At 27.5% G+C, this 13217-nt stretch carries 15 protein-coding genes; 8 read left to right on the top strand and 7 right to left on the bottom strand.

Annotated elements, in window-relative coordinates; translation table 11 throughout:
• The first annotated feature begins 222 nt into the window (after window positions 1–222).
• The 3 genes from IO99_RS18315 (at window position 223) to IO99_RS05260 (ending at window position 1492) form a co-directional block, all read left to right on the top strand.
• Entirely contained in the window at window positions 223–744 is a 522-nt protein-coding gene (locus IO99_RS18315; protein ID WP_051823940.1) for a sigma factor-like helix-turn-helix DNA-binding protein, read from the top strand.
• 22 nt (window positions 745–766) lie between these two features.
• Window positions 767–997, top strand: a complete 231-nt coding sequence (locus IO99_RS05255; protein WP_035131065.1) for a BhlA/UviB family holin-like peptide — start codon at window positions 767–769, stop codon at window positions 995–997.
• A gap of 114 nt (window positions 998–1111) precedes the next feature.
• Window positions 1112–1492: a hypothetical protein gene (locus tag IO99_RS05260; protein ID WP_035131067.1), complete on the top strand. Its 381-nt coding sequence runs from the start codon at window positions 1112–1114 to the stop codon at window positions 1490–1492.
• 95 nt (window positions 1493–1587) lie between these two features.
• On the opposite strand, the gene IO99_RS05265 is transcribed toward IO99_RS05260, so the two are convergent.
• Window positions 1588–2031 (bottom strand): hypothetical protein, encoded by a 444-nt coding sequence (locus IO99_RS05265; RefSeq protein ID WP_035131069.1) that lies wholly within the window; start codon window positions 2029–2031, stop codon window positions 1588–1590.
• Window positions 2032–2456: 425 nt separating this feature from the next.
• On the opposite strand from IO99_RS05265, the gene IO99_RS05270 reads away from it, so the two are divergent.
• The 4 genes from IO99_RS05270 (at window position 2457) to IO99_RS05280 (ending at window position 3709) form a co-directional block, all read left to right on the top strand.
• Window positions 2457–2777, top strand: a complete 321-nt coding sequence (locus tag IO99_RS05270) for a hypothetical protein (RefSeq protein WP_198028558.1) — start codon at window positions 2457–2459, stop codon at window positions 2775–2777.
• Complete coding sequence (locus IO99_RS19805) at window positions 2774–2923, top strand: sigma factor-like helix-turn-helix DNA-binding protein (RefSeq protein WP_423219416.1); 150 nt, start codon at window positions 2774–2776, stop codon at window positions 2921–2923. Before IO99_RS05270 ends, IO99_RS19805 begins: the two co-directional genes overlap by 4 nt.
• A 160-nt stretch (window positions 2924–3083) precedes the next feature.
• Window positions 3084–3305: a hypothetical protein gene (locus IO99_RS05275; protein ID WP_035131071.1), complete on the top strand. Its 222-nt coding sequence runs from the start codon at window positions 3084–3086 to the stop codon at window positions 3303–3305.
• Between the two features lie 17 nt (window positions 3306–3322).
• Window positions 3323–3709 carry a hypothetical protein gene (locus IO99_RS05280; protein WP_035131073.1) on the top strand — a complete coding sequence of 129 codons (387 nt, stop codon included), beginning with the start codon at window positions 3323–3325 and terminating at the stop codon, window positions 3707–3709.
• A gap of 72 nt (window positions 3710–3781) precedes the next feature.
• On the opposite strand, the gene IO99_RS05285 is transcribed toward IO99_RS05280, so the two are convergent.
• The gene (locus IO99_RS05285) at window positions 3782–4054 is read right to left on the bottom strand and encodes a hypothetical protein (RefSeq protein WP_035131075.1); all 273 of its coding nucleotides are present in this window, start codon (window positions 4052–4054) and stop codon (window positions 3782–3784) included.
• Between the two features lie 92 nt (window positions 4055–4146).
• On the opposite strand from IO99_RS05285, the gene IO99_RS05290 reads away from it, so the two are divergent.
• A complete protein-coding gene (locus IO99_RS05290; protein ID WP_084178077.1) occupies window positions 4147–5538 on the top strand; it encodes an IscS subfamily cysteine desulfurase in 1392 nt (463 codons plus the stop codon).
• Between the two features lie 248 nt (window positions 5539–5786).
• Here IO99_RS05290 and IO99_RS05295 read toward each other — a convergent pair whose 3' ends face one another.
• The 5 genes from IO99_RS05295 to IO99_RS05315 form a co-directional block, all read right to left on the bottom strand.
• The gene (locus IO99_RS05295; protein ID WP_051823941.1) at window positions 5787–7016 is read right to left on the bottom strand and encodes an MFS transporter; all 1230 of its coding nucleotides are present in this window, start codon (window positions 7014–7016) and stop codon (window positions 5787–5789) included.
• Window positions 7017–7374: 358 nt separating this feature from the next.
• Window positions 7375–8949 carry an alanine/glycine:cation symporter family protein gene (locus tag IO99_RS05300; protein ID WP_035131078.1) on the bottom strand — a complete coding sequence of 525 codons (1575 nt, stop codon included), beginning with the start codon at window positions 8947–8949 and terminating at the stop codon, window positions 7375–7377.
• Window positions 8950–9019: 70 nt separating this feature from the next.
• A complete protein-coding gene (gene lysA, locus IO99_RS05305) occupies window positions 9020–10309 on the bottom strand; it encodes a diaminopimelate decarboxylase (RefSeq protein WP_035131080.1) in 1290 nt (429 codons plus the stop codon).
• Window positions 10310–10571: 262 nt separating this feature from the next.
• Window positions 10572–12425 carry a sigma-54 interaction domain-containing protein gene (locus IO99_RS05310; protein WP_035131088.1) on the bottom strand — a complete coding sequence of 618 codons (1854 nt, stop codon included), beginning with the start codon at window positions 12423–12425 and terminating at the stop codon, window positions 10572–10574.
• Window positions 12426–12575: 150 nt separating this feature from the next.
• Window positions 12576–12953, bottom strand: a complete 378-nt coding sequence (locus IO99_RS05315) for a CoA-binding protein (RefSeq protein WP_051823942.1) — start codon at window positions 12951–12953, stop codon at window positions 12576–12578.
• Between the last annotated feature and the right edge of the window lie 264 nt (window positions 12954–13217).

Consider the following 13217-nt stretch of genomic DNA (forward strand, 5'->3'; position numbering starts at 1 on the left):
GAAAAGTATAAATTATAGCTTAAGTTTCTTATTATAAATTATTTATACTTTTATAAGTAAACTTAAATGAAAATTCCATGTAGGATATTTATAACTTTTATAAATATCCTATTATTTTTTCCTCTTTAAAAAAAATGCACATACGTACTTTGAGGAGTTTACAATTAGCAAATTTAACCCTCTTTAATAATTATAGGCAAAATTTCTAAGGAGGAATATGTGATGGAGTCAATATGCAATTTAATAAAAAGAGCTAAAAACTTTGATAAGGAAAGTATGGAATTATTAATAACTAAATTTGATCCTATAATAGTTAGTTTATCAAGAAAACTTCAAAACGAAGATGCTAAAAGTGAGCTAACTATATTCTTTATAAGGATGATATACGAAATTAAGCTAACAAATCTAAAAAGTTCATCAGATGGAGCTTTAGTAAATTATATTAAACAAGGATTATATAGAAAATATTATAAACTAAATAAAGTATCCCCTATTGTTAGTGTTGAGTTTAGTGATATTTTTACTGTTGATAATAATGATTATGTACAAATTGAATATGAAATATTTCTAGATGAACTAGTAATGAAAAAAGTACTTAACGAAAAACAAGCGTATGTTTTATTAAAAAAATACTACTATCACTGTACTGATGAGGAGATATCAGTAGAACTTTGTATAAGTAGACAAGCTGTAAATAAGATTCATAGAAAAGCTATTGATAGCTTAAGGAAATATCTAAATTAAATGAAGGTAGGTAAAATAAAATATGGAGAGTGAAATTCTGAAAGCTGCACTATCCCAAGGTATTTGGGCAGTGCTTAGTATATTTTTATTATTTTATATATTAAAAGCTCAAGAGAAACGAGATATGAAGCAGGAGGAAAGAGAAAAAAATTATCAAGATATAATAACAAAACTTACAGATAAATTTGACATAGTAGATGAAGTAAAAAAAGATGTAGAAGATATAAAACAATATGTAATGAAAAATAAATAAAAAAATTTTATTTTAAGTTTACAAATCTAAAATAAATTACTCTTTTATAAGTGTAATTACTTAATCGATTAAGTATTAAAATAAAAATATTAAAAAGAAAGAAGGAATTTTATTATGGGATTATATTTTGGTGCAGGAGACGGAAGATGTCCATCTTCTTCAAAAACAGTTTATGCTTATTATACAAGAAAACAACTAGTTCAGATGCAACAGCTAATGGCAGCACAAGATGCAGCTAAAGCTTGGGCAATTTCTAAAGCGGCAGAAAAATTAGCACCAGTAGTGGCATCAGCAATAAAACAAGCAGGATTAACCATTGGTGTAAATATTGCAACTGATTCTATTATAAGTGTTTTTACCAGTAACTCAAAAACATTAGCTAACATTTTAATGGCAAACTCAGGTAGCGGTTTTACCCTTAAACTATCTTTAGGATGTATTAATAAAGGCTTGAATGGTCATTACTGGGCTATTAGATCTTTATCAAAAGTATAATCGTTATTACTATTTCATACCAAATGTACAACTAATGAAACAGAGATAGTCTATACCTTAAATAGGTTAGTCTATCTCTGTTATTAGTTTAGTACCTATTTTAAAAGTTCATTTAAAATACTTAAATCTATTTTACTACCTGTAGCTATATATTCTCTGGTTCCAACTCCATTTTCATTTATAGCTACATAATCATCACTTATACCAATCCATCCTAACTCTTTCCCTTCATAATTAAACTTAATAATATATATATCCTTTTTATTAGCATTTTTTAAATTTAAAAAATTATGAGTAGTCTTATATTTCTTGAATATTTCTATTAGCTCTGGTAATTTGTCACTTGAAACTGTGATTTCAGTTCCATCATTAAGTGCACCTTGCTTATAAATAACATTTACTTCTATATTTTTTGTAGATTCTAATTTAGAAAAGTTTATTCTTGAATAAATACTTCTTGGATAATAAATGTATATACAACCGAAAATTAAAATCACAATTACAAGCAACTTAATTGTATTTTTACTACTTAATCTCATATCTATATCCCCCTCACAATATTTCATCATAAAATAATTATATTTAATATAGTTATTATTTAAATTATACCATACATACTTTAATAATAACTTTACTTTCAATACCTAAAATAGACATTTCATGCAAACAAATAATATATTTGAACTCAATATATCCCATTTCCTTAATATATACTTTTAAAAAGCTGCAAGGGGTTGTTATAGCTTTTCTTGTAGCTTTTTTGACATTTCAAGTAAAATTCAATTTAAATGTTTTCAATAAATGTAATATATAGTCATAGATTGTAATAATTCATGTCTATATAGGTTGCATTTTATCTATTTTAACTTCTCCTTACTTTATATCAATATCTTTAAGGAGGATTTATGCAATAGAATCAATAGTAAGTTTAATAGAAAGAGCTAAAAGTTATGATAAGTTTAGTATGGAATTATTAATACTTAAATTTGACCCGATATTAAACAGTTTATCTTATAAATTGGGATATGACTGTGCTAAAACTGATTTAACCATATTCTTTATAAAATTGATCTATTCAATTAAATTAGAAAGTATTAATACCTTATCTGAAGGCTCAGTGGTAAATTATATAAAAACTTCATTTTATAGAGAATATTATCGACTTGGTAAATCTCAAATTATATGTGAATATTATGAAAAAAATGATTTATATGTACCAATTAATGATTATCACAAACTTGAAGATAAAATATTTTTAGATGAGCTTGTCCTAAAAAAATTATAAACGAAAAACAAAGATATGTTTTAATCAAGAAGTACTACTATGATTTCACTGATAAAGAAATAGCTATTGAATTAGCTATTAGTAGACAGGCTATAAGTAAAATTCATAAAAAAGCTATTGAAAATTTAAAAAAATATCTAAATTAAAGACAAGTATAAAAAATATAAAACATTGCGTAGTAAAAAAAACAAAAAAAAGTTTTTATTAGGTTTACAATTTTTTTTTTAAAACTCTCCTTTATATGTGTAATTACTTAATCGATTAAGTTTTAAAATAAACAATTTAAATTTTAGGAGGAATGTTATTATGCCAAGAAACGGAGATACAAAAATTGTTGAAACAATAATATATAGAGCTGAGGCAAATAGAATATTAAGTAGTAAATCAGGAGCCGAAGCTGAAAGAATTAAAAAGTTGCTAATGTATTCTGATGGAAATAAATTCAAATCAATAACTACTTATAAATATCGTAATGCCGGAAAAAATAGTGGCTGGTATATTTATAATGTTACAGTAACTAATATATAGAAAGAAGGAATTTTATTATGGCAAGTTATTATATAGTTAAATATGGAGACGGTGGTTGTCGTACTGCAAATAAAACCACTACAGTAACACTTAACAGAACAGAGTTAGATAGTTTAAGGACTCTCTGTGCTGGAAATAGAGATAAAGCACTTAAAAATCTTAATAGACTATCTATAATTATAGCCGGAGCAGGATTAGGTTTTTGGGCTGGTATGGGAGTTTCAGTTGCAATGAATGAATTTTCTAGTGCAATATCAAAATGCTTATCTCAAAGTCCAGAAAAAATTAATAAACTACTCTTATCAAAAAATAGTTATTATAAGGTTAAATTAAATCTAAGATGTGTTAATAAAGGTAGAAATGGACATTATCTTTCTCTAAATACATTAGATCCTATTAATTAATTCAATTTATATTATATGCAAAAAAATAAAGTAATAAATTCAATATTAAGATATTGAATTTATTACTTTAAACTACTTTTGCTTATCACAATTATCTACAGATGAAAATTTTATAGTAATAAGAATTGCTAAAATTACAGCTATAATAATGCACATTATTCTAAAATTAGTATCTTTCCAATAGAAAGGAATAAATGTAGCTATTAAAAGAGGTACAATAGCAAGTAATTTACTTTCTACTGATAGCTTTAAAATATTTTTACAATTATTACATTTATGAGATTTAAACAATAATAAAATTTTTTGCTTATTACTTATTTTAACATTACAGTTAGGACAATTCATTTAATCAACTCCTATATTATGTATTATATTATATATTATATAACATAAGAGTAAAAATTTGAATAACCTAATTACAAGGAGGTAACTAATGAATGATAAATGTATATATAGATGATAGTTGTTTCTATTGTAAGGCTTTAATAAACTATTTAACTATAAATAATATTAATTTTACTACTGTAAATATAAATGATGCACCCCCTTATATAAAAAGTATTGGATTAATACCTATAATAAATATAAACTCCAATATAATAGAAGGATTTGATATTGATAAGATAGACTCAAATTTAAATATTATTGGTTGTAAACATGATTCAGTTTATTTAGATAATGCAGCTACTACTAAATTGAGCGACGAGGTTTTTAAAGAAATGCGTCCTTATATGAGAGAAAATTTCGCAAATCCTTCATCTATTTATTCAATAGGATTAAAAAATAGGGATGTTATTAATAAAACTAGAGATAAAATAGCTACAATATTAAACTGTGACAAAGAGGAGATTTTCTTCACATCAGGTGGAAGTGAAGCTAATAATATGGCCATTAAAGGAATTTCTTTTGCTAATAAACATAAAGGAAACCATATAATAACATCTATGATTGAACATTCATCAGTTATAAGTACTTGTAAATACCTCGAAACTAAAGGTTTTAGAGTTACGTATTTACCTGTAAATAAATATGGTTTAATTTCTATAGCCCAGTTAGAAGCAAGTATAACTGATAAAACTATATTAATCTCAATAATGCATGCAAATAATGAAATTGGAACAATTCAAGATATCATACAAATAGGAAATATAGCGAAAAAACATAACGTATATTTTCATACAGATGCAGTTCAAACAGCTGGTAAGATAGCCATTAATTTGTCTAAAGTTAATGCTAATCTCTTGTCATTGTCAGCCCATAAATTTTATGGGCCTAAAGGCATAGGAGTACTATATATAAAAAATAATACTAAAATAGATCCCTTAATTCATGGTGGAAGTCAAGAATATAGTATGAGAGCTGGAACGGAGAATGTATCTAATATTGTTGGACTTGGAAAGGCTTTAGAGTTAAGCGTAAAGCGCATTGATACAAATCAACAATATATAAAATCCCTTCAAATTCAATTGATTTCACAAATATTAAAAAATATCCCTGAAGCAAAGCTAAACGGCCATAAATCTAATCGATTATGTGATAATGTTAGTATAACTCTAAATAACTTAAGTTATTTGGATAGTTATATGCTGAGATTTTTACTAGATACTAATAGAATATATATATCTTCTGGTTCAGCATGTAATGAACTTAATGGTACATCATCCCATGTATTAAAGGCTATAGGTTTAGATGACAGTCAATGCAATAAAACACTAAGGTTCACACTAGGTTTCGATAATACAAGAGAAGATATAGATTATACAGTTAATACCCTTATAATCATAATAAATAAATTAGCCAAATATTATAATAGGGAGAAAATCAAATGATAAATTAACTTATCAAATTGTCAACTAAATAAAGTCAAATGCTATCTAGAAGAAAACTACAAAACATCAAAACAAAGAGCAGCATTAATAACTAACTTAAAAAATTAATTGTTAATGCTGCTCTTTTTCTATCTATCCTGCTACCCCTTCAACAGATTCCAAAGGTGGTGCTATCTAAACTGCAACTAGGTTCACGTGGAAGTCTTCCATTTTAAGCAAACTTTTCACTCATTCCATTTTTCCTATTATCAATTATTCCCCTTTAAAACTCTTCTGCTCCCAAAGCTTATTATGAAAAGAATCACTGCAAGTACTATAAAAGCTACCCTTAATGAAGTTACTTGTCCTATAACCCCTAATAATGGAAATATCATAATCATAAATATACTGAAGCATATACTTTGAACAGATATTAAGGTTGCTCTTTGAGCTGATGGGATAAGCTTATTTATATAGTCAGAGCTAACAGGATATAGGATATTTATACTTACAGAAAACATAATAAATCCTATGATAGAAATTAAATTCTTACTGCTAATAAGAACTATAAGCCACACTCCTCCTAACATTGGAACTATATAAAGCATAGCTTTTTTTAATTTTCTTTCTACTTTATAGGCGAACTTTGCTCCTATGGCACAGCCTATACTTGATATTACATAGATTATTGCTATGAAACTTCTAGAGTATCCCATTTCACTAAAATACTGTTGAGTATAAAAATGAGTAGTTGTACCGGTCATAAATATTAATTCAAAAAACATCATTATTAGTATAATTTTTTTATTAGATTTCATCACTTCATAACAGCTTTTAAAATGACCTACTATAGTCACTCTTTCCTTTGCCTCTTCATGAAATTCTGGTTCTTTAAATCCAAAGGAAATTCCTAGTGCACATATACTTACAATGGCTGCTAATCCATAGCTATATGTAAAGGAGTAATCTGATAATATTCCTCCAACTAATACAGCTATTCCTTGGGCTACTTCAATTATAAAATTTAAATTTCCATTTATCTTTAGGTATTTTTCCTCTTCTCCTGTAACCTTTAAGGAGTCATAAACCAAGGCTTCTTCTGAACCTGAGTTTAAATTATAAGATATGGCGGATATTACAAAGGCAATGGCGAACCCTAAAAAGCTATTGCAAAACAGCATTAAGATTGCTCCAATTGCGGACATTATCCTTCCAAGTATTATAGTATTCTTTCTTCCAACAATATCAGCAATAGCTCCTGTTGGAACTTCACATATTAAACTGGTTATATGGTGAACTGATTCTAAAAGTCCTATTTCTATAAGAGACATGCCTTTATGAGCTAAATATAATACCCAAATAGCAGAGCTTATATCTATGGAAGATAAAAACTTATACATATAATCAATTTTTATATTTTTCTTTATCCTATCTAAGTAATCTACGCTCTTCCCTTTATTAATTTTATTTATATTTAAACTTTCTTTTACGTTATTCATTGTAACTCCCCCTAATGATTTCTGTTAGTAAAGCTTCATAGAAGCTAAGAACTCTGTTAATTCGCATAATAAAAGACTCTATTATGAAGAATTTAATCTTATAATAAAGTCTTGGAGTTACTTTTGAAGTTGAAGGACTATCATTCCTGCAAAATCATCTTAAAAAAAGATACAGTAACCCCTTGGTTTTCAATATTGCAGTTTTAGTCATAGAACTGCTGCTCATTGGGGTATATCCTTTTTTTATATTAAGATATCTCACAGTTATTTCCTCCATTTTTTCTTATATAATTTATTATATCATATGGGTAATATTTTAGTATACATTATTATCCTATTTTTTATATAATTTAAATATTTACATAGATACTTCTTTCTCTTCTTTATAATCATCAATTCCATAGTTTCCCCAGCAAGGAGTTTCAATTCCTATATCTAGAGAGTTAAACTTTGCGCCTTTAGTGCTATTATAATTATCTAAAGCTTTAAATACAATTTTACATCCTAATAGTAATATAGGTACATTGGCATATACAACTAGTATGTTTACTAAGTCAGATATATACCATAGGTTCCCTAGTTCTAGTCCTGATAAAACTGTTAAACAACCAAAAGGTACAAATATAAAGGCACCTAAACTTCTTATGGTATTAATACATTTCTTACTTTTTGATATAAAGTTTCCTGATATCTCTGCAAATAGAATCATTCCAAGTAAGGTTGTAAATGCAAATAATCCATAGCATAAAGATATTATTATAGTAGCAATTGAGTCAAAGGCTGTACCTGGAATTAAGTATTGTACAGAGGTTAAATAAACTGTTAGCTTAGAACCTTTTATACTCTCCCAAGCCACTCCTGATTCAGCTGCCCAAAGGCTTGCCATAACTACAACTATTCCTGTCATTGTGGCAATTACCATAGTATCTAAAAATACTCCTAGAGCTTGTACTAATCCTTGTTCTACTGGATGGTCAGTGTCTGCAGTAGCTGCGGCCATAGTTATAGTACCTTGTCCAGCTTCGTTTGACATAAGACCTCTTTTTATTCCTTGAGCAAGTGCAACACCAAAGGCCCCACCAAAGATGGCTTGTGGTTTAAAGGCACCTGCAAATACTGCTGTGAAAAATACAGGTACTTTATCTAAGTTAAATATAATTATTACTAATGTTATTCCTACATAAACTATAGCCATTATAGGCACTAATTTATCTGTAACCTTGGTAACACCATTTATTCCTTTAAATACAGTAACTACAACTGAAGCTATTAATAATATAGTAATTGCATAGTATAGTAATGATTGTCTTTCATAAACTGTTCCTGTAATTGTTTCTACTACTGAACTTAAACTAGTTACAATATTAAAGGTTTGAGCTGGTATACAGAACATTGCATATACAATAAATAAAACAGCTAGTACTATTCCTATTGCTCTTTTATTTCCTAAAATCTTCATCCCATAAAAAGGTAGTCCTCCAACAAACTCATCGTCCTTTTTCTCTTTAAAAATTTGAGCTAAAACTGCTTCTACAAAGGCTGTAGCCATTCCAAAGAAGGCAGAAACCCACATCCAAAATATAGCTCCTGGTCCTCCTACACTAATTGCTCCTGTAACCCCTACTATATTTCCAGGTCCTATTCTCATGGCTGAACTTAGTAGAAATGATGCTAAAGGACTAATACCAGCTTCATGAGATTTCTTCTCTGCAAGTATTTTAATCCCTTTTTTAAACTTAGTACATTGAACAAAGCCCATTTTAAATGTGAAATAAATACCTGATCCTACTAAAAGTAAGATAGCTAAAGAAAACTTTCCTATTATAGGAATGTTAGAATACCATTGAAAATTAGTTGGAAAATCCCATAAAAAGTCTGCCACTGGTACTATAAATTCAAATATTTTATTTATGGAGTTAAAAAATCCTTCCATTGTTATATCCCCCCGAAATTTTATAATGTGTAGTTATTATCTCATATCACCCATATTTAAACTAGAATTATTAAATTACATCCATGGAAATTAAATCCTCGTAGCTTTCACGTCTTACAATAATTCTTTCTTGTCCATCTTTTATCATCACTACAGCAGGCTTTGGAATTTTATTATAATTGCTAGCCATGGAGTAATTATATGCACCTGTACTCATAACTGAAAGAATATCTCCTCTTTCTATAGAATGAGGCACCATTAAATCCCATATTAGTATATCTCCTGATTCGCAGCATTTTCCAGCTATTGTAACTGTTTTATTTCTTTCATTATCCATTTTATTTGCTAAATATGCTTGATACTTTGCTGTATATAATGCGGTTCTTGGATTGTCTGGTAATCCTCCATCTATGGAGACATAGGTTCTTACTCCTGGAATATCCTTAATAGTTCCCACAGTGTAAAGAGTTATACCAGCTTCTCCAACCATCCATCTTCCTGGTTCAATGAAAATTTTAGGCATTTTGAGTCCATTTTCATAGGTTTTTTTCTTAATTACTTCCATTATTGCATCAATAAAATAGCTTAGAGATTTTGGCTTATCACTTTCTAAATATTTTATGCCAAAGCCTCCTCCAACATTTAACTCTTCTATTTCTATATCTAAATCATTTTTTAGCTTTTTCATCAATCTAATTGCATTTTCTATAGCTTTCAGATGGGAGGAGTTATCAAATAATTGTGAGCCTACATGGAAATGAATCCCTCTGAAGTTTATATTTCTTGATGTTGTTGCTATAGTTATAGCTTCCTTTATAATTTCATCATCTAATGGAATACCAAATTTAGAATCCTTTTGACCAGTACTTATATACTTATGAGTATTGCAATCTATATTTGGAGTTATTCTAAATAAGATATCTACAACTTTATTTGCTTCATTGGCAAGGTCATCAAGCACTTGTAATTCATCTAAACTATCAACCACTATTCTTCCTACACTATACTCTATAGCCATTTTTAATTCTGCTGTTGTCTTGTTATTACCATGAAACATTATGTCCTTTGGGTCAATGCCAGCTCTAATTGCTACAAAAAGTTCCCCTCCTGATACTACATCTATTCCCATGCCTTCTTCTTTCATTATTTTACACATTTCTAAAGTCAAAAAAGCTTTACTTGCATAAAATGCCTTAGTGTTGGGATACTTTTCTATGAAACTTTCCTTTAATTCTTTACACTTGTTTCTTATGCAATCCTCAGATATTACATATAAAGGTGTACCGTACTTTTGTGCTAATTCCTGAACATTACATCCATAAAAATATAAGTTTCCTTCTTTAATGCTATTTTGTAACATATCTATTGCCTCCTACTAAATTTCTTAAATTAATAGTAAAGCAATATCTATGCCACATTTTTAAAAGATATTTACTAAATTAATCCCTTTAAAATAGCCATTTTTTTATTAGTCTTTAAATATAGCTTATATGTTTTTCCACATTTTCGAACTATTCTAAATATTGTTTTCTAAAACTTTGATTTTGCTCAATATGTAAGAATTTAAAATAGTTCATTTTTGCGAACACCATTCCGCATTAACGGAATATTTATATTTAATTTTATCTATAATCATTTATATTGATATTATATTTTTTTAATTTATCATAAAAGCTTGTTTTTCCAACTTCTAATATGTTTAAACAAGCTTTAATATTTCCTTTATAAGCTCTTAAACAGTGAATTATTATTTTCTTTTCTGCTTCTTCTAAACCAACTTTTAAACTTTCATTTATTTCTTTTGTTTCATTTTTTGTATTGTATACTAATATATCTTTAGAATAAATTACGTTAGAATCATTTAAACTTATTGTTCTCTCGAGAACATTTTCTAATTCCCTTATATTCCCTAACCAAGATAAGCACATTAACTTGTTCATTGCTTCTCTAGTCATAGTAATGGGTTCTTTTTTTAATTTCTTAGATAAATTTTCAATTAACTTGTCCACCAATAAGGGTATATCTTCAATTCTATTTCTAAGAGGCTCAATGTATATAGGTATAATATTGATTCTATAATATAAATCTTCTCTAAATTCCTTTTCCTTTATTAATTGTTCAAGATTTTTATTTGTAGCACATATAATTCTGGTGTCTACCTTAATTTCTTCTATTCCTCCAATTCTATAAAAGGTTTTATTTTGTAAAAAATTAAGTAGTTTCCCTTGAATCTTTAATGGCATTTCTCCTATTTCATCTAAAAATACAGTACCATTATTAGCCAATTCAAATAATCCTGGTTTACCTGACTTTCTTGAATTAGTAAACGCTCCACCTTCATATCCAAAAAGCTCACTTTCCAAAAGACTTTCTGGTAATGATGCACAATTTATGTGAAGAAACTTATTATTTTTCCTATTACTGATATTATGAATTTCTTCTGCTAGAGTACTTTTTCCCGTTCCACTTTCCCCTAGTATTAATACCGTTGAATCTGTTTTTGATGATTTATAAGCTATTTTCTTAACATCATTTATATGGGCGCTTACCCCTTGAAACTTTTTGAAACTTCTTGCTATATTTTCATCTTCTAATAATTTTTCTGTTTTTTTAAGATTTTTTAATAAAACGTTTCTTTCTTCTATTACTTCTTTCAATTCTGTTATGTCTTCAACTCTTAATATAGCCCCAATTTTATTTTCTTCTGAATATAACGGTATAATTGATGATAATGTAGCTATACCATTAATATTCATAAATTCATTTGTTACTATATTATCTTCTTTAGTAGCACACCTATAGAATTTATCCATTTCATTATTTCTTTCATGAACATTAAAAATGAAATCTCCAATAGGATTTATAGCCTGTGCATTCTTACCTTTTTCTCTAAAAATTCTCTCTTCTAATATGTATCTTAAACTTTCATTTCTAGCTGTATAGCCCTTACTTTGATAAAATACCAGTTCATTATTTCTAATTATCACCATATGTCCAACAGCATATCTATAATTCATACTATATATTGTGTCATTTATATTTATTCCTAATATTTTTTTACTATAGTCTATACTTAACCTATACTTTAATCCCCTATATACTCCATCAAGATATACTTCCCCACTTTGATCACTTACTTCTATAATTTTGTAATTCTCATTAACATGATTATTAGAACTTTTATATATACCAAAGGCTAAAATTGAATCTCCCTTTTTAAGGTTTTTATTATAGATACCGATCTTCTCAAAGGACTTATAATCTAGTTCCCCATCGTCCTCACCAACTTTATTATCTACAATAAAAACCAGATCATCTTTTTTAAGTTTATCTGACTTATGACTAATTTTTGTAGATTCAAATATTCCAAATATCTCCTTAGCCTTTTTATTGTAAGTTGTTATTATTCCCTCTGTATCAATAACAATAACTCCTTGTGAAATATTATCTAGTATTTCATTTAAAGCTTCACCCATAAGAACTTCCCCCATGTCTTACCCTATAAATAAACTCCAACCCAAATTTAAAAATGAGATTGGAGTTTATTTATTGTTTATTTATTAGTTAGATCTTTCTAATCCATAGATTACACATTTGTTTTTAACATTTTCTATATTAAACAAGGACTATAACTTCAATAATTCTACATGCATACAGTCTTCTAGTTCTATGTTAAAACCTAATTTTTTAGCTTCTTCTATAACTTCTTCATTAAAAGAACCTGGTTGGAACCATACATTTTTGATTCCTTTTGCTTTTATTTTTGGAAGAGCTTCTAAAGTAATTTTAGGATTAACTATTACATTTATTCCATCTATTAATTCTGGTAACTCTTCTATAGATTTATATAACTTTATTCCATCTATAGAATCATATTTAGGGTTTATTCCATAAACAGTGTATCCTCTATCCTCTAGTTCTCTAAAAATCTTGTATCCAAATCTTGTAGTATCAGTGGTAGCCCCAAGTAAAGCCCAGCGTTTTAAGTTAAGCATTTTATTCATGTTTATCACTCCTAATCTTATTTTATATATATAGTTTGTTTATTTTTCATAGTTACTATTCTTTAATCCTATCATGTAGAATATATCTTTTCAATTCTAATAATGCAAAATAATTCATTGTGTATTTATACCCAATAAAAACTCTATTGATGCTAAGAAAATTGATTACTATATTAAAATTATATATGTAGAATATATATAGATATATGATAACCTATTTATCTATGATATTAGTAAATTATATAAATTTCATGTATAATATCA

Origin of the sequence: Clostridium sulfidigenes (assembly GCF_000732635.1) — a bacterium.
Classification (GTDB): Bacteria; Bacillota; Clostridia; order Clostridiales; family Clostridiaceae; genus Clostridium_J; species Clostridium_J sulfidigenes.